Below are 15966 nucleotides of genomic sequence, written 5' to 3'. Positions count from 1 at the left end.
GGGGTACGGAAGCTCCCGTACGAGGTGTCACGGAAGCGGTTCAAGAGAGAAGAGTGTCGGAAGTGATTCGAAAGCTGCAGGCGGTCGCACTGGATTGCGCCGATCCGGTACGGCTCGCCGCGTTCTACGCGGAGCTGCTCGGCGGCCGGGTGGTCGAGGATCCGGCGGATTCCGACTGGATCGAGGTGCACGGGTTCGAGGGGATTCCGATCGCCTGCCAGCGGGTGGACGGCTACCGACCGCCCGAGTGGCCCGGCCAGCAGTACCCGCAGCAGATGCATCTGGACTTCGACGTGGACGACCTCGACGGGGAGGAGAAGCGGGCGCTCAGCCTCGGCGCCACTGTGCTGGAGCGGACCGACAAGATCCGTCCGGAAGCCAACTGGCGGATCTACGCGGACCCGGCCGGCCACCCGTTCTGCCTCTGCGTGCACTGAGCGCGTGTATTGAGCCGCGTGCACTGAGCCGCGTGCACTGACCCGACCGGGCCAAGCCTGCAATGAGAAGGCGTGCCGGTCAGCCGGGGCCGCCGCTGCCGAAGCTGCCGCCACCGGGCTTCTTGTGGTCCTCGGGGTCTTGCGAGGGGCTGCGGTGGGTGCTCGGGGTGCCGTAATTGCCGTCGAGTTCAGTCGGCAACAGCCGACCGCCGTCACGGGGTACTTCATTCGGCTCCCGGAACTCCTGGACTTCCCCCACAGGGCCGCCCTCAGGCATTTTCGGCTGCTCGTCAGGGCGCGGTGGCGCGGGTTCACGCGACCGAACTCGACGCCCCCAAAAAAACGCGGCCAGAAGAACCCCGACCACGACCAGGCCGACGATCCACATGAGCAAGGCCGTGCCGGACGATGCGGCCATTTCCCACTGCATGGATTCCATAACAGTGTTGTACCCGGCCTCCCCGACTCGTACCAGCCGAATCCGTGTCAGGGGTGGGATTGTATATACGCGCGTGAAAGCCCGCCCTTTCGCTCCCGTCCGGTTGCAATTACTGGGCCGACCCTTTTGAAAGGGGAGAGGCGGCCGTATTACCTTCCCCGGGTTCCCGGACGAAGCGGTTGGGTGAAGCGCAGCATATTGCCGGACGGGTCGAGGAAGACGCAGTCGCGGACCCCGTCTGCCTGGTCGATCGGCTCTTGCATCACTTCGGCGCCCGCGGCCTCGATGCGCTCGAAGGCCGCGTCGCAATCGGTGGTCACGAAGACGAGACGGCCCAGGAGGCCCTGCACCATCAGGCCCTCGATCGCCTGCCGGTCGGCGGGCGGGACGAGGGGGTCCTCGGCGGGCGCTTCGAGGATGATCTGTACGACCGGCTGAGTCGGCGAGCGGACGCCGACTCGCCGTACCCCCTGCGGGCCCACGTCATCGCGAGCTTCGAAGCCGAGCACGTCACGGTAGAAGGCGAGCGCCTCGTCGACGTCATGGACGGCCAGTGAGCAGCAGGCGACCTTGAGATCCGTGCCGGTCAACGCCGGTCCCCCTCCCGGGTGGAAAGGAAGACGACGTCGAGAGCGTCGAGGCGGTCCGGGTCGGTGTCGACGGCGATGCGCGTGATCTTCTCGCCGTCGACGGTGAACGTGAAAAGGGCCTTCGGCTGCCCGCGGTGCGACCAGACCGCGGCCGGAACCCCGTCGACCAGGGCGAGCCGGGCCGCCTGGGCCCGCCCCGCGAAGAAGGCCGCCACCTCGTGGGAGCCGCGCATCTGTATGGCCACGGCGTCCGGATCGAGCACCTCCAGGAGGGCGGTGAAGTCCGCGCTGCGGGCCGCGGCGAGAAAGGCCTCGACGATCTCCCGTTTCCGGGACCGCGCGGCTTCGGACGCGTCGGCCGCGCCCCGGATGCGCTGCCGGGCCCGGCTGGCGAGTTGCCGGGCAGCCGCCGGGGAGCGGTCGATGATGGCGCCGATCTCGGCGAACGACACGGCGAAGATGTCGTGCAGGACAAAGGCAAGCCGCTCGGCGGGAGTCAGCGTGTCAAGGACCACCATCAGCGCGATGCCGACCGAGTCGGCCAGCAGCGTCTGGTCCTCTGGACCGGCCTGGCCGCCGTGGGAGTGGGCGGGTACGTGCGGCGCGGTCGGCTCGGGCGGCAGTGACCCGGCCGGTTCCTCACGCCGGGCTTTGCGTGCCTCGAGCATGTTCAGGCAGACCCGCGCGACGATGGTGGTCAGCCACCCGGCCGGATTCTCCACCTGGCCGGTGTCGGCGCGGCTGACCCGCAGCCACGCCTCCTGCACCGCGTCCTCGGCGTCGGCGGGGGAGCCGAGCATCCGGTAGGCCACCGTGTGCAGGTGGCTCTTGTGTTCGGCGAACCGTTCGCTCAGCCAGTCCTGTTCCACCATCTGTCACATTCCTCCGTCCGCTCCTGTCAGTACCTATGACCGGCGAGACCACGCAGATGTGACACCCGTGCCGTCCCCGGCACGGGCTGCCGGCACGGATACACCTGAAACACAGGGAGACATGGCATGAAAGCGCACGTCAGCTCCATCCTTCTCGGCGTCCGGGACATGGACCGGGCCAAGCAGTTCTACACCGAGGGACTCGGCTGGAAGATCAAGAATGACTACGGCGTCTCGGTGTTCTTCGAACCCGACGGAGCATCGCCCGTCGGGTTCTACGGCCGCGAGGGTCTTGCCGAGCAGGTGGGCACGGGAGCCGAGGGCAGTGGCTTCAGCGGGCTGGTGCTGACCTATGTCGTCCGCAGTCAGGAACGGGTCGACGACATCATGGCGGAGGCCCGCAAGGCAGGCGCTGACATCCTCAAACCGGCCGGTGATCTGCCGTGGGGCGGCTACGGCGGCACCTTCGCCGACCCGGAGGGCTACATCTGGAGTCTGGGCTACAGCGCCCGGGGGACTGACCAGCCCTATGCGGAGTAGCCGCAGGCCTCGTTGACCCACCGCCGTCCGGACGGCCCCGGGCCCCCAGCCCCAGCTCCGGCCGTCCCGGACGCGGCAATGGCCTCGGTGAGGAAAAGTGGGAGCGGTATCCGGAGCGGCCGGCTTCGCGGTGAGCCCGCGGAACAGCGGAACAGCGGAACAGCGGGACAGCGGGACAGCGGGAGGAAGATCATGAAGTTTCGCGCGTTGGTCGAGCCGCCCGAGCCCATGCGCGGCCTGGAGGTGCCACCCGAGGTGGTGGAGGCGCTCGGCGGGGGCGCGCGACCGCCGGTGACGATCACGGTCAACGGGCATTCCTGGAGGAGCCGGGTCGCCATCATGCGCGGCCGGCACCTGCTCGGCCTGAGCAACGCCAACCGGCAGGCCGCGGGGGTCACGATCGGTGATGAGGTCAGCGTCGAGCTGGAACTCGACACGGAGCCGCGCGTCGTCGTCGAACCCGCGGACTTCGCCCGAGCGCTGAAGGACGACCCGGACGCCCGCGCCGCCTACGACGGCCTGTCCGACAGCCGCAAGCGCGAGCATGTGCGCACCATCGAGAGCGCGAAGAAGCCCGAGACGCGCAGCCGGCGCATCGAGAAGGTGCTCGCCGCCTTGCGGGGCGCGGCACGATGACCGTGGGTGAGTCGGAAGGCGGTCCGGCCGAAGGTGTCGAGAAAGGTGTCGAGGAAGGTGTCGAGAACGGGGTGGCGGCTCCGTCCCAGGGGCAGAGCGGCCACGAGAGGCCGCACGACCAGTGGAGGACGACGAGTCATGGACCCCGAGCAGATCGCACAGGAGCTGGCCGACGCCGGTGAGCTGTTGAACCAGGCTTCGATGGCGCGGCTGGCCTACAACGGGCCCGACGGGCTGCCCCGCGTCATCCCCATCGGGATTTTCTGGACCGGCGAGGAAATCGTCATGTCGACCGCGGCCACGGCGCCCAAAGTACAAGCTCTGTCCGCCCGCCCCGAGGTGGCGCTGACCATCGACGCGGGCGACACCCCCGGCTCGGCGAAGAATCTGTCGGTGCGCGGCGTCGTAGATCTCACCATTGTGGACGGGGTGGTCCCGGAGTATCTCGCGGCCGCGCGGAAGAACTTCGACGCCGAGTACGCGGCCGAGTTCGAGCGGAACTGCCGGGCGATGTACGACCGGATGGCGCGGATCGCGCTCAAGCCGCAGTGGGCCCGGTTCTACGACTTCGGTGCCGGCCGGATGCCGCATTTCCTGGCCGAACTCGCCAAGAAGGCGGGCTGACCGTGTCGCCGCTCCGTCGAGTTCTCGTGGTAGCCGCCGTCATACGGCACTCTCGGCTGTTGCATGCCTATGGCTGTATTACTGACGAGTCAGTACGGTGCATTCCAACCCCCCTACCCCACAGGAGAGTTGGGAGAGCTTGATGACGTCAGCCTCACGCAGACGCTCAATGGCCGCGGGCACCGTGCTCGCGGTGGCGGTACTCGGGCTGCCCGGGTCCGCCGCGGCGCAGGGCGAGGACGCCCCGGCCGCCCGCTCGGCCCACGCCCCCGGCACCGCGAAGCACGGCAAGGACAAGCACCCGGACCGGCATCCGCGAAAGCACCCGGGCAAGCACGCAGGCAAGCACCCCGGAAAGAAGAAGGCCCCCGGCGCCATCCTCAGTTCACAGCCGTCCTCGTTCCAGTACACGCCGGGCGTCCCCACCCCCACCAAGGCCTGGAAGATCACCTACCGGTCGACTTCCGCGAACGGACGGCCCAACGCGGTCTCGGGCACCGTGATCGTCCCCGACGACGGCAAGACCACCCCGCGCCCGCTGATCACGTACGCCGTCGGCACGGTCGGCCTGGGTGACAAGTGCGCGCCGTCCGCCGGTTTCCCGGGCGGCACGACGGCTGAGGCACCGCTCGTCAACGCCGCGCTGGTACGGGGCTACGCCGTCGTCGTCACCGACTACGAGGGCCTTGGCACCCCCGGCGACCACACCTACATGGTCGCGAAGGCACAGGGCAGCGCCGTGCTCGACGCGGCGCGTGCCGCCCAGCGGCACCCGGAGGCGGCGAAGTACGGCGTCAGCGCGGATGCGCCCGTGGGCATCATGGGCTACTCGCAGGGTGGCGGCGCCAGCGCGAAGGCCGCCGAGATGGCGGCGACCTACGCTCCCGGGCTGAAGGTGGCGGGGACGGCGAGCGGCGGCGTTCCCGCCGATCTCGCCAAGGTCGCCGACTCGCTGGAGGGCGGTGACAGTGCCGGATACCTGCTGATGTCCGCCGTCGGCCAGAACGCCGCCCGCCCGTCCCTGGGCCTCGGCAAGTACCTCACCGCCGAAGGGCGCAAGCTCGCCCGGGTCGTGCGCAACGAGTGCGTCGGAACGGCCCTGGAGGCCGGGCGCGGCAAGACGATCGAGGACGTCACGACGTCCAACCCGCTGGATCGGCCGGAGTGGAAGAAGGCCATCGGCGAGCAGTTGATCGGCACTCAGCGCCCGTCGGCGCCTACGTTCGTCTACCACGGGGACGCGGACGAGACGATCCCCTACGCCGTCGGACAGAAGCTGCGGGCCGACTGGTGCGCGAAGGGCAATGCCGTGCAGTGGACGTCCTTCGCCGGGCAATCCCACGTGGGGACGGCCATCCAGGGCAACGGCCCGGCACTGGAGTGGCTCGGCCGCCGCTTCGCCGGCGAACCCGCGTCGGGCAACTGCGGTTCCTGAGCCGAACGGCACCTGATCGATCGCCTCTCCGCCACCGTTCATGGACGGCGGCGGAGAGGCGCCGCTGCCTGTCGGCGGGTCCGGGCGGCGTCACGGCAGGCGGGTCCGCCCTGATGGCCCGGCCCGCAGCATGCCGCTCAGCGACCCGTCGCCAGATTCGCTCCGCCGGTGCAGTCAAGGACCACGCCGGTGATGAAGCCATTGGTGGCAAGGGAGTTGATCGCCTGCGCCACCTCGTCGGGGCTGCCGACGCGGCCCACCGGGGTCGTGGCCGCGAGCCCCGCGAACAGCTCCTCGCGCTGCGCGGCCGGGACCCGGTTCCACCAGGGGGTGTCGATGACGCCGGGGGAGACGGCGTTGATCCGGCGCGGGGCCAGTTCGACGGCGAGCGGCGGGATCATCGACTCCAGGGCGCCGTTGATCGCGGCCAGTCCGGAGGTGCCGGGGAAGGCGGCGCGGGCCGACGCGGCCGTGATGAAGGTGACCGAAGCGCGCTCGGTCAGATGCCCTAAAGCGGCCTGAAGGATGTGCAGTTGGGGCCAGAATTTGGCGTCGAAGCCCCGTGCGAGCTCGGCCAGGTCCAGGCCGGCGAATGGGCCGCTGCCTGCCGCGCCGCTGACCGCGATGACCAGATGATCGATGGGGGCCGTGGCGGCGAAGAAGGCGTCGATGTCCGTCTGGTCGGTGGCGTCCATGCGGTACGTGGAGGTCTTGCCGCCGATCCGGGCGGCGGCCTCGTCGAGCTTCGTCCGGTCGCGACCGGTGATCGTGACCTCGGTGCCGCCCCGGGCGAAGAGCGCGGCGGTGGCCTCGCCGATGCCGGAACTGCCGCCCATGACGACGGCGTGGGCGGTGCTGGAAGGTGTTGCGGAAGCCATGGTGTTCCTTGTCCTCGTCTTCTTGGAGAGCCTTCGGGCCCTCCCTCCTTGTCGAGACTGGAGGTCTCGGTAAGATGAGTGTTGTCGAGACCGGTAGTCTCGTCAAGGGGTTCGGGGGGACTCCCGGAAACTCGGGGGAGACTCCCGAAAGCACATCCAGGAACGTACGGAGAGAAGGTGACGGCGATGAGCGCCGAACGGGCCCACACGGGACGCCGCCGCAACGAGGAAGCGCGCCGGGCCGTCCTCGAGGCGGCCCTGCGTCTGATCGCGGACGCGGACGGCGCACCCGTCGGCGTGGACGCCATCGCGCGGGAGGCGGGGGTCGGCAAACAGACCCTCTACCGGTGGTGGCCGTCGAAGGGCGCGGTGCTGCTCGATGCTCTGGCCGACCGCGCGCAGCGGGCCGTATCCGTGCCGGACTCCGGCTCGCTGCGCGAGGATCTGCGGGCCGTGGTCACCTCGACGTTCGAGGAGGCACAGGCGCCGCCGGTCGGCCCCGCCCTGCGGACCGTGGTGCAGGAGGCCGCCCGCGACCCCCGCCTCGCCGACCTGATGCGGGAGTTCACACAGGCCCGCCGGACGGCGCTGCGCGAGGTGCTCTCCCGCGGGCAGGAGCGCGGCGAGCTGGCGGCGGACAGCGACCTCGACCTGATGGTGGACCAGGTCTACGGAGTCTTCTGGTACCGCTTCCTCCTCGGGCACGCCCCGCTGGGCGAGCCCGAGGCCATCGGCCTCGCCGACTCCCTCGTACGGCAGGGCTGATGACACAGGGCGCAGGCGAGCCGGCCGGCTTAGGCGGGCATCGCCCGCACCGACTGCCCGGCAGCGGACGTCACAGGCCGGCCGACCCCACCGTGCGCGGAACGCCGCGTCCCTCCGGCGCCGTGACGGTCACCGGTGCGCCCGCCGACGCGCGCGTCACCCGGTAGGCGGCGGCAGGGCGGCCGGTGTGGTCGGGGACGGTGACCGTCACCTGGTCGGCGTCGGGGGTGACGAGCAGGGTGAGGTCCTGGAGCCAGTTGCCGTCGGGCCGCGTGGTGTCGGCGCCGAGCGGGAGGACCGCTCCGGGGCGGACGTACAGGGGCAGGCTGTCGAAGCCGTGCTGTTCGCGGCGCCAGGCCGGGCCCTGGACGTGTTCGCCGGTCAGCAGGTGCGTCCAGGTGCCCCGGGGCAGGTAGTACTCGACGACGCCGTCGGCGGAGAAGACCGGGGCGACGAGCAGGTCGGGGCCGAGCATGTACTGCCGGTCCAGGGCGCGGACGGCGGGGTCCTCGGGGAACTCCAGGAGCATGGGCCGCATCAGCGGCACGCCGGTGTGGTGTGCCTCGGCGGCGGCGCCGTACAGGTAGGGCATGAGGCGGTGCTTGAGCCGGGTGAACCGCCGGGTCACGGCGACGGCTTCCTCGCCGAACTCCCACGGCACACGGTAGGAGCTGGAGCCGTGCAGGCGGCTGTGGGAGGAGAGCAGGCCGAAGGCGAGCCAGCGCTTGAAGACCGCCGGATCCGGGGTGCCCTCGAAGCCGCCGATGTCGTGCGACCAGAAGCCGAAGCCCGACAGCGACAGGGACAGGCCGCCGCGCAGCGACTCGGCCATCGCGCCGAACGACGAGAAGCAGTCGCCGCCCCAGTGCACCGGAAACTGCTGGCCGCCCGCCGTGGCCGAGCGCGCGAACAGGACGGCCTCGCCCGTGCCGCGTTCCTTTTCCAGGAGTTCGAAGACGGTGCGGTTGTACAGGTGCGTGTAGTAGTTGTGCATGCGCTCCGGGTCGGAGCCGTCGTGCCAGAGCACGTCGGTGGGGATGCGCTCGCCGAAGTCGGTCTTGAAGCAGTCGACGCCCTGGTCGAGCAGCACCTTCAGCTTCGCCTGGAACCACGCGCACGCCTCGGGGTCGGTGAAGTCGACGAGCGCCATGCCCGCCTGCCACAGGTCCCACTGCCAGATGTCGCCGTTGGGCCGCTTGACCAGGTATCCCGCGGCGGCGGCCTCGTCGAACAGCGCGGACTTCTGTGCGATGTACGGGTTGATCCACACGGAGATCTTCAGTCCCCGCGCCTTGAGCCGGGCCAGCATGCCCTCCGGGTCGGGGAAGACGTCCGGGTCCCACTGGAAGTCCGACCACTGGTACTCGCGCATCCAGAAGCAGTCGAAGTGGAAGACGCTCAGCGGGATGTCGCGCTCGGCCATGCCCTCGACGAAGGACGTCACCGTCTCCTCGTCGTACTGCGTGGTGAAGGAGGTGGTGAGCCACAGGCCGAACGACCAGGCGGGCGGCAGCGCGGGGCGGCCGGTGAGCGCGGTGTAGCGGCGCAGGACGTCCTTCGGCGTGGGGCCCGCGACGATGAAGTACTGCAGCGTCTGGTCCTCGACGCTGAACTGCATCTGGCCGACCGACTCCGAGCCGATCTCGTAGCTCACCTTGCCGGGGTGGTCGACGAACACGCCGTAGGCGCCGGCGGGGGAGAGGTGCAGGCTGAAGGGGACGTTCTTGTAGGCCTGTTCGCTGCTGGTGCCGCCGTCGGCCTGCCACATGTCCACCACCTGGCCGTTCTTGACGAACGGCGTGAAGCGTTCGCCCAGGCCGTAGACCTGTTCGCCGACGCCGAGGGCCAGCCGCCCGGCCATGTGGTGCGCGCCGTCACCGGTGGTGAAGAAGGCGGCGCCCTTACGGCCTGCCGAGGTGATCTCCCGGCCGTCCGCGTCATGGAACGACAGCGCCCAAGGCGCGGCCTGGTCCAGGCGTGCGGTGAGGGGGCCGCTGGTCAGCTCGATCGTGTCGCCGTCGCGGCGTATGCGGCCGTGGCCGTTGTCGGCGCCCGGCAGGCCGAAGTCGGGGCCGGGGTGGCGCTTGCCGGCCAGGTGCGTGGTGCGCACGCCGATGACGCCCTCGGCGGGGGAGAAGCAGTCGACGGTCAGCAGGGGGGAGTTGAGGGTGTCGCCGCGGCGCTCGACGCGCTTGGTGGCGGCGTGGGCGGTGAAGCGTTCGGCGTCGGCGCGGACACTGCGGACCTCGGTCGCGTACGAGGCCTCGACGCCGTCGCGCATGAGCCAGAAGCCGTCGGTGAACTTCATGATCTTCCTCGGGGTGGTGCGGGGTGGCCGTTCGGGTCGGAGAGCCGTCGCGGGAGGGGGCGGCCGGGTGGCAGGACCCCGCGCACGGAGGCGGGGCGGGCCGGGTGCGCAGGCGGGGCGGACGGTGGCGGACCGCCCCTGCCGACGGTGAGGTCGGACGGTGGCGCGGAGCCCCTCGACCGGCGTGTGATCTCGAAGGTGAGGTAGGTGCCCGCGCTATTTGATCGCACGGAAAACAAAACGGCAAGGTCCCTTCTTCGACGCGATCGCGGAAGCGCTTCGATTGCCAACTATGCCAGCTGGTGGCGCTTTTGCGGGGCGCAAAGTTGGAACCGAGGTCTAGCGTCGAAGCGCTTGATGGCGTATTAGTCATGCCAGAAAACAAACTCCCGGCAAAGGGCCGCACCCTCAACCCACCCCCGCGACCGAGCCCGTACGGCCCGGGCCGGAGTCGTACCAGGAGCCGCGAGAACCCCCGCCGGGACACGGGCGTCCCGCCGGGCCGGCCACCCCTCGAAGGCAAGGGCAACCACCGTGACAGCAGCACACATACCGCAGCGCGCGCCTGCCGGGCGCCGCCGTGCCGGGCGGCGGGCGACGGTCCCGCTCACCGTCGTCTCCGTGCTCGTGGCCGGCGCGGCGCTCACCGGCTGCGGCCAGCAACGCGACGACGACGTCTACACCGTCCTCAACTCGTCGACCGACGACTCGTACCACGGCTGGGACGCCGCCACCCTGTCCCGCTGCAGCAAACGTCTTGGCATCACCATCGAGCAGCAGAGCGTGCCGGCCGCCCAGGTCATGACGAAGTCACTGCGCATGGCCTCCTCGAAGTCACTGCCGGACGTCATCCAGTTCGACGCCTCCGAGATGCCGACGTTCGCCGAGGCCGGCGGCCTGATCGACCTGCGCACGCTGGGCCTGTCCACCCGGGACATCCCCCGGGGCATCGTCGACTTCGGCTCCTATCAGGGCACTTACTACGGAGCCGCGCGCACGGTGAACACCCTCGCCCTGTTCTACAACAAGGACATCCTCCGGAAAGCGGGCCTCGACGTGCCCACCACCTGGCAGGAGATGCGCCGGACCGCCGAGCGGCTGACCCGGGGCAAGCAGTACGGCATCGCCCTGAGCGCGGGCGGCGCGGAAGACGGCGTCTTCCAGTTCACGCCGTTCATGTGGTCCAACGGCGGTGACGAGGCGCACCTGGCCGGCAAGCCGGTCGCCGAGGCACTCGACTACTGGAAGGGGCTCATCAAGGACGGCTCGCTGTCCAAGTCGACCGTCAACTGGACCCAGGCCGATGTCAACGACCAGTTCATGGCCGGCAACGCCGCCATGATGATCAACGGTCCGTGGCAGGTCGAGACCCTCAACACCAAGAAGGACCTGGACTGGGGCATCGCCCGGATCCCCGTTCCCCGGGCCGGAGATGACTCCGTGGGCCCGCTCGGCGGGGCCGTCCTGACCGTGCCCAGGACCGGTGACACCGCGCGTGAGAAGACCGCCGCGAAGATCATCGACTGTATGGCGGGGGAGAAGGAACAGATCACCTACGCGCGCAACAGCTGGATGGTCCCGGCCAACGAGAAGGCCGCCGCCGTCTGGCGCAGGGAAGTACCCGAACTCGACGCCCTCGCCGACCAGGTGGCCACCGCACGCTCACGCACGGCCAAGGTCGGCGCGCGCTGGTCCTCGGTGTCGCTCGCCCTGCAGAGCGCCTTCCAGTCCGCCCTGACCGGACAGTCCAGCGAGGCAGCGCTCCGGCGCGCCCAGCAGCGCGCCACGAGCGGGAAGTGACGTGACGAACATGTCGACCACCACAGCCTCCGCGACCGTGCCCGCCGCCGATGACCCGATCACCCCCGCCACGAAGCCCGACCCGGCACGCGCCCGGCGCCGCCGCAGGCTCTCCCAGTGGGGCTTCATCGCACCCGCCGTCCTCTTCATGCTGCTCTTCTTCGGCTACCCGCTCGTGCGCAACATCCTGATGAGCTTCCAGGACTACTCGCCCTCGACCTTCTTCGACGGCAAGGCCCCCTTCAATGGCACCGACAACTGGAGCAAGGTCTTCCAGGACGACCTGTTCGGCAAGGCGCTGTGGCACACGGTCGTCTTCACCCTCGGCTCCCTGATCGGCCAGTTCGGCATCGGCCTCGCGCTTGCCGTGTTCTTCACCAGGAAGTTCCCGCTCAACGGCGTGCTGCGCTCCCTGATCCTGCTGCCCTGGCTCGTCCCGATGGTCGTCTCCGGCATCGTGTGGCGCCGCATCCTTGACCAGGACACCGGCGTCCTGAACTCCTTCCTGGACACCTTCGGCGCGGGCGGCGCCACCCCCTGGCTCACCAGCCCCGGCATGGCCCTGTTCTCCGTCATCCTGGTCAACATCTGGATCGGCATCCCCTTCAACCTGGTCATCCTCTACGGAGGCCTCCAGGAAGTGCCCAAGGAGCTGTACGAGGCCGCGTCCCTGGACGGCGCGTCCGCATGGCGCACGTTCCGCTCGATCACGCTGCCCCTGCTCAAGCCGGTGATCACCGTCGTGCTGGTCCTCGGCTTCATGTCGACGGTCAAGATCCTCGATCTGATCCTCGCCCTGACCGACGGCGGCCCCGCCGACGCCACCCAGACCCTGGGCACGCTCACCTACCAGAACTCCTTCGTGCAGCTGGACTTCGGTGCGGGCGCCGTCGTCGGCAACGTCCTGATCCTGATCTCCGCCGTCTTCGCGGTGTTCTACCTGCGCGCCAACCGCTCCGAGGGGAAGTGACCGCCATGGCGACCACCACCGCCACCCAGCCGCCCGCCGCCCCGACACCTGCCACCGGGGCCAGGCGCCGCTGGGGTGCCACCGCCGTGGGCGTCCTCGTCCTGTGCGTGATGCTCTTCCCGCTCTACTGGATGCTCAACACGGCCCTGCAGCCCGCATCCGGCCTCCTGGAGGTCGCACCCGTCCCGCAGGACGTGGACCTGTCCGGGTTCACCTCCGCGATCCGCGAGCAGGGCGGCCACCTGCTGACCTCGCTCGCCGTCGCCCTCGGCGCCGTCACCATCTGCCTGGCCGTCGCCGCCCCCGCCGCCTACGGCCTCGCCCAGTTCCGACTGCGCGGCACCCGCACCATCGTCTTCGGCACGCTCATCACCCAGATGGTGCCGGGCATCGTCATCGCCAACGCCCTTTACAGCGCCTACGTCGACCTCGGCCTGGTCAACTCCTACTTCGGCCTCATGCTCGCCGACGCCTCGCTCGGCATCCCCTTCGCCATCGTCCTGATGCGCTCCTTCATGGTGGCCATCCCTCGGGAAGTCATCGAGGCCGCCGAGGTCGACGGCGCGGGCCGCCTTCGCACCTTCGTGCAGGTCGTGCTGCCCATGAGCCGCAACTCCCTGATCACCGCGGGCCTGTTCTCCTTCCTGTACGCGTGGAGCGACTTCATGTTCGCCCTCACCCTCAACACCACCGACGACGTCAAGCCGGTCACCCTCGGCATCTACCAGTACATCGGCGCGCACGTCGGCGACTGGGGCTCGGTCATGGCCGCATCCGTCCTGTCCGCGATCCCGGCAGCGGTACTGCTCGTCCTCGCCCAGAAGTACATCGCCGCCGGGATCACCGGCGGATCCGTCAAGTAAGGCCATCCATGAGCACCTTGCCCCGCTTCCCCTCCGGCTTCGTCTTCGGCGCGGCCACCGCCTCGTACCAGATCGAGGGCGCCGCGTACGAGGACGGCCGCGGCCCCTCCATCTGGGACACCTACTGCCACACGCCAGGGCGCGTCGACGGCGGCGACACCGGCGACGTGGCCTGCGACCACTACCACCGCTACCCCGAGGACGTGGCCCTGCTGCGCGACCTCGGCGTGGACTCGTACCGCTTCTCGATCGCCTGGCCCCGGATCCAGCCGACGGGACAGGGACCCGCGAACCAGAAGGGGCTCGACTTCTACTCCCGCCTGGTGGACGAACTCCTCGACGCGGGCATCGAACCGGCCGCCACCCTCTACCACTGGGACCTGCCGCAGACCCTGGAGGACCGGGGCGGCTGGCGGGTGCGCGAGAGCGCCGAGCGGTTCGGCGAGTACGCGGGAATCGTCGCCGAGCACCTCGCGGACCGCGTCCCGCGCTGGATCACCCTCAACGAGCCGTGGTGCAGCGCCTTCCTCGGCTACTCCGTGGGCCGCCACGCGCCCGGCGCGCAGGAGGGCCGGGGCGCCCTGGCCGCCGCACACCACCTGCTCGTCGGCCACGGCCAGGCGATGCAAGCGCTCCGCGCGGCCGGCGTCCGGGAGGCCGGCATCACCCTCAACCTCGACCGCAACGTGCCCGCCAGTGACGCGCCCGAGGACCACGCGGCCGCCCTGCGCGCCGATACCCAGCACAACCTGGTGTGGACCGAGCCGATCCTCGCGGGCCGCTATCCGGCCACCGAGCAGGACACCTGGGGCGAACTGATCACCGGCCAGGACTTCCGCCGCGACGGCGACCTCGAACTGATCGGCCAGCCGCTGGACTTCCTCGGCATCAACTACTACCGGCCGATCGTCGTCGCCGACGCCCCCCACCGCGAGCCGGACCCCGCCCGGCGCGTCGCCACGGACAACCGCTACCAGGAGATGCCCTACCCGGACGTGCGGCGCACCGCCATGAACTGGCCCGTGGTGCCCCAGTCCTTCACCGATCTCCTGACCGCGCTGAAGGACACCTACGGCCAGGCCCTGCCGCCGGTCCACATCACCGAGAACGGCTCGGCCGAGCACGATGCCGTCGCTCCGGACGGCGCCGTCCACGACCCGGACCGCATCGCCTATCTGCACGGCCACCTGACGGCCCTGCGCGCCGCCATGGACGCGGGTGTCGACGTACGCGGCTACTACGTCTGGTCGCTCCTGGACAACTTCGAGTGGGCCCTCGGCTACGCCAAGCGCTTCGGGATCGTCCGCGTGGACTACGACACCCAGCAGCGCACCCCCAAGGACAGCTACCACTGGTACCGGCGGCTGATCGCCGCCCACCGGGGCTGAAACCGTGCGCTCCGGGTACGCCGCCGGGCTCTGCACCTCGTTTGCGCGCGGAAATGGGGTGCTTGCGCGGGGGCATGATGTGACTGCGCTCGGGCAGGTGGGCTCTGCGCGGCGGAACGCCGGGCACGGTCGTGCCCGGCACGCCGTCGACGAGCGCACTGAAGGAGAAACGGCCTATGACACAAGGCGAACCGGCCACCAAGAACCCCGACAAAGGCTATGTGGCGCTGCTCGGCTGGAGTCTCAATGCGGTGGAAGCGCTAGACCGGTTCGACCGGCGATACGTCGTCGTGGCCCCGGAGTGGGCCGAGGAGTACTGCGTCGAGCACGATATCCCCTTCGTGCCATGGGATTTTGAACGGCTCAACGACCGTTCCATGGAGATCGCCGAGACGCTGCAGAACGAGGGTGTCGACGTCGCGATCCCGCTGTACGAGGAGACGGTCGAATGGGCGGGGGCCATCAACTCCGTCCTGCTCGACAATCCGCGGCTGTACGGTCAGGCCATGCTGCTGCGGGACAAGGCGCTGATGAAGCGCCGCGCGCAACTGGGCGGCATCCGGGTCGGGATCTTCGAGGAGGCCCACGACCGCGACGACGTGATCCGCTTCCTCAAGCGGGTCAACCAGACCCTGCTCAAGCTGGACGGCGACCCGAACGACCCGATCCACCTCAAGGCGTTCGACAAGGCAGGTTGCCTCGGGCACCGCGTCATCCGCACCCCGGACGAGATCGACATGATCCCGGAGGAGGAATTCCCCGTCCTGATGGAATCCCACCTCGACGGCTGGGAGTTCGCGGTCGAGGCGTGGGTACACAACGGAAAGATCAAGTTCCTCAACATCTCCGAGTACGTCACGCTGGGCTATTCGGTGTTCGTGCCGGCCACCCCGGAACTGGAGCGGTACCGTCCGCAGATCACCGCCCAGATCGAGAAGCTCATCAAGACGTTCGACATCGAATTCGGCTTCGTGCACCCGGAGTACTTCGTCACCAGCGACGGCGAGATGTACTTCGGCGAGGTCGCCTACCGGCCACCGGGCTTCAAGGTGTTCGAGCTGCTCGAGCGGGCCTACGGTTTCAACGCCTACCAGGGGCTCGTCCTGGCGTTCGACCCGAAGACGACGGAGGAGGAGATCGACGCCTTCTTCCCGCGCGAGGTCGTCGACGCGTCCGGGATCGCCGGCTGCTTCGGCGTCTACCCGCGCCGCCGCGTCGTCAGCGAACTGGAGATCCCGGAGGAGACCGAGGACGACGACTACTACGAGTCGCACGACCTCTCGACGCCGCTCGAGGAGACCGTCACCAAGAGGACTGCCTTCGGCACACACTGGGGCCTGGTCTACTTCTTCGGTGAAGACCCCTACCGTATGCGCGACCTGTTGAAGAAGCAGGAAGAGCTCGACTTCTACGTCTGACGA

At 69.6% G+C, this 15966-nt stretch carries 16 protein-coding genes; 11 read left to right on the top strand and 5 right to left on the bottom strand.

Going from position 1 to position 15966, the window contains the following annotated elements; translation table 11 throughout:
- The first annotated feature begins 62 nt into the window (after window positions 1-62).
- Window positions 63-437: a VOC family protein gene (locus ABZ906_RS07370; protein ID WP_361378613.1), complete on the top strand. Its 375-nt coding sequence runs from the start codon at window positions 63-65 to the stop codon at window positions 435-437.
- Between the two features lie 79 nt (window positions 438-516).
- Here ABZ906_RS07370 and ABZ906_RS07365 read toward each other — a convergent pair whose 3' ends face one another.
- The 3 genes from ABZ906_RS07365 to ABZ906_RS07355 all read right to left on the bottom strand — a co-directional run bounded on the left by ABZ906_RS07365 (window position 517) and on the right by ABZ906_RS07355 (window position 2338).
- Complete coding sequence (locus ABZ906_RS07365) at window positions 517-876, bottom strand: DUF6479 family protein (protein WP_361378610.1); 360 nt, start codon at window positions 874-876, stop codon at window positions 517-519.
- A 149-nt stretch (window positions 877-1025) separates the two neighbouring features.
- Window positions 1026-1466 carry a VOC family protein gene (locus tag ABZ906_RS07360; protein ID WP_361378607.1) on the bottom strand — a complete coding sequence of 147 codons (441 nt, stop codon included), beginning with the start codon at window positions 1464-1466 and terminating at the stop codon, window positions 1026-1028.
- Window positions 1463-2338, bottom strand: a complete 876-nt coding sequence (locus tag ABZ906_RS07355; protein WP_361378604.1) for a sigma-70 family RNA polymerase sigma factor — start codon at window positions 2336-2338, stop codon at window positions 1463-1465. The genes ABZ906_RS07360 and ABZ906_RS07355 overlap by 4 nt, the downstream gene beginning before the upstream one ends.
- A 126-nt stretch (window positions 2339-2464) precedes the next feature.
- On the opposite strand from ABZ906_RS07355, the gene ABZ906_RS07350 reads away from it, so the two are divergent.
- From ABZ906_RS07350 to ABZ906_RS07335, 4 genes are all read left to right on the top strand, one after another.
- A complete protein-coding gene (locus tag ABZ906_RS07350) occupies window positions 2465-2878 on the top strand; it encodes a VOC family protein (RefSeq protein WP_361378601.1) in 414 nt (137 codons plus the stop codon).
- Between the two features lie 192 nt (window positions 2879-3070).
- Window positions 3071-3514, top strand: a complete 444-nt coding sequence (locus tag ABZ906_RS07345; RefSeq protein WP_361378598.1) for a YdeI/OmpD-associated family protein — start codon at window positions 3071-3073, stop codon at window positions 3512-3514.
- A 138-nt stretch (window positions 3515-3652) separates the two neighbouring features.
- On the top strand, window positions 3653-4138 hold the full coding sequence (locus ABZ906_RS07340; protein WP_361378595.1) for a pyridoxamine 5'-phosphate oxidase family protein: 486 nt from the start codon (window positions 3653-3655) through the stop codon (window positions 4136-4138).
- Window positions 4139-4280: 142 nt separating this feature from the next.
- On the top strand, window positions 4281-5573 hold the full coding sequence (locus ABZ906_RS07335; RefSeq protein ID WP_361378592.1) for a lipase family protein: 1293 nt from the start codon (window positions 4281-4283) through the stop codon (window positions 5571-5573).
- Between the two features lie 137 nt (window positions 5574-5710).
- On the opposite strand, the gene ABZ906_RS07330 is transcribed toward ABZ906_RS07335, so the two are convergent.
- On the bottom strand, window positions 5711-6451 hold the full coding sequence (locus ABZ906_RS07330; protein WP_361378589.1) for an SDR family oxidoreductase: 741 nt from the start codon (window positions 6449-6451) through the stop codon (window positions 5711-5713).
- Window positions 6452-6637: 186 nt separating this feature from the next.
- Between ABZ906_RS07330 and ABZ906_RS07325 the strand changes: the two genes are divergently transcribed.
- Window positions 6638-7216, top strand: a complete 579-nt coding sequence (locus tag ABZ906_RS07325; protein ID WP_361196385.1) for a TetR/AcrR family transcriptional regulator — start codon at window positions 6638-6640, stop codon at window positions 7214-7216.
- Window positions 7217-7286: 70 nt separating this feature from the next.
- Here ABZ906_RS07325 and yicI read toward each other — a convergent pair whose 3' ends face one another.
- Window positions 7287-9524, bottom strand: a complete 2238-nt coding sequence (gene yicI / locus ABZ906_RS07320; RefSeq protein ID WP_361378586.1) for an alpha-xylosidase — start codon at window positions 9522-9524, stop codon at window positions 7287-7289.
- A 621-nt stretch (window positions 9525-10145) separates the two neighbouring features.
- Here yicI and ABZ906_RS07315 point away from each other — a divergent pair.
- The 5 genes from ABZ906_RS07315 to ABZ906_RS07295 all read left to right on the top strand — a co-directional run bounded on the left by ABZ906_RS07315 (window position 10146) and on the right by ABZ906_RS07295 (window position 15963).
- Window positions 10146-11324, top strand: coding sequence for a sugar ABC transporter substrate-binding protein (locus ABZ906_RS07315; RefSeq protein WP_361381308.1), 1179 nt, complete (start codon window positions 10146-10148; stop codon window positions 11322-11324).
- Between the two features lie 10 nt (window positions 11325-11334).
- Complete coding sequence (locus ABZ906_RS07310; protein WP_361378583.1) at window positions 11335-12294, top strand: sugar ABC transporter permease; 960 nt, start codon at window positions 11335-11337, stop codon at window positions 12292-12294.
- A gap of 5 nt (window positions 12295-12299) precedes the next feature.
- Window positions 12300-13157, top strand: a complete 858-nt coding sequence (locus ABZ906_RS07305; protein ID WP_361196394.1) for a carbohydrate ABC transporter permease — start codon at window positions 12300-12302, stop codon at window positions 13155-13157.
- Window positions 13158-13165: 8 nt separating this feature from the next.
- On the top strand, window positions 13166-14545 hold the full coding sequence (locus ABZ906_RS07300; protein WP_361196397.1) for a GH1 family beta-glucosidase: 1380 nt from the start codon (window positions 13166-13168) through the stop codon (window positions 14543-14545).
- Between the two features lie 176 nt (window positions 14546-14721).
- Complete coding sequence (locus ABZ906_RS07295; protein ID WP_361196400.1) at window positions 14722-15963, top strand: carboxylate--amine ligase; 1242 nt, start codon at window positions 14722-14724, stop codon at window positions 15961-15963.
- The last annotated feature ends 3 nt before the right edge of the window (window positions 15964-15966 follow it).

It is taken from the genome of Streptomyces sp. NPDC046925, assembly GCF_040644915.1.
Taxonomy (GTDB): domain Bacteria; phylum Actinomycetota; class Actinomycetes; order Streptomycetales; family Streptomycetaceae; genus Streptomyces.
This window is presented reverse-complemented; position numbering and strand designations above follow the sequence as displayed.

Coding starts and splice junctions, on each gene's coding strand:
- ABZ906_RS07335 (WP_361378592.1), top strand. CDS start 4,281: ATGACGTCAGCCTCACGCAGACGCTCAATGGCCGCGGGCACCGTGCTC.
- ABZ906_RS07325 (WP_361196385.1), top strand. CDS start 6,638: ATGAGCGCCGAACGGGCCCACACGGGACGCCGCCGCAACGAGGAAGCG.
- ABZ906_RS07355 (WP_361378604.1), bottom strand. CDS start 2,338: ATGGTGGAACAGGACTGGCTGAGCGAACGGTTCGCCGAACACAAGAGC.
- ABZ906_RS07300 (WP_361196397.1), top strand. CDS start 13,166: ATGAGCACCTTGCCCCGCTTCCCCTCCGGCTTCGTCTTCGGCGCGGCC.
- ABZ906_RS07330 (WP_361378589.1), bottom strand. CDS start 6,451: ATGGCTTCCGCAACACCTTCCAGCACCGCCCACGCCGTCGTCATGGGC.
- ABZ906_RS07345 (WP_361378598.1), top strand. CDS start 3,071: ATGAAGTTTCGCGCGTTGGTCGAGCCGCCCGAGCCCATGCGCGGCCTG.
- ABZ906_RS07310 (WP_361378583.1), top strand. CDS start 11,335: ATGTCGACCACCACAGCCTCCGCGACCGTGCCCGCCGCCGATGACCCG.
- ABZ906_RS07295 (WP_361196400.1), top strand. CDS start 14,722: ATGACACAAGGCGAACCGGCCACCAAGAACCCCGACAAAGGCTATGTG.
- ABZ906_RS07350 (WP_361378601.1), top strand. CDS start 2,465: ATGAAAGCGCACGTCAGCTCCATCCTTCTCGGCGTCCGGGACATGGAC.
- ABZ906_RS07305 (WP_361196394.1), top strand. CDS start 12,300: ATGGCGACCACCACCGCCACCCAGCCGCCCGCCGCCCCGACACCTGCC.
- ABZ906_RS07365 (WP_361378610.1), bottom strand. CDS start 876: ATGGAATCCATGCAGTGGGAAATGGCCGCATCGTCCGGCACGGCCTTG.
- yicI (WP_361378586.1), bottom strand. CDS start 9,524: ATGAAGTTCACCGACGGCTTCTGGCTCATGCGCGACGGCGTCGAGGCC.
- ABZ906_RS07340 (WP_361378595.1), top strand. CDS start 3,653: ATGGACCCCGAGCAGATCGCACAGGAGCTGGCCGACGCCGGTGAGCTG.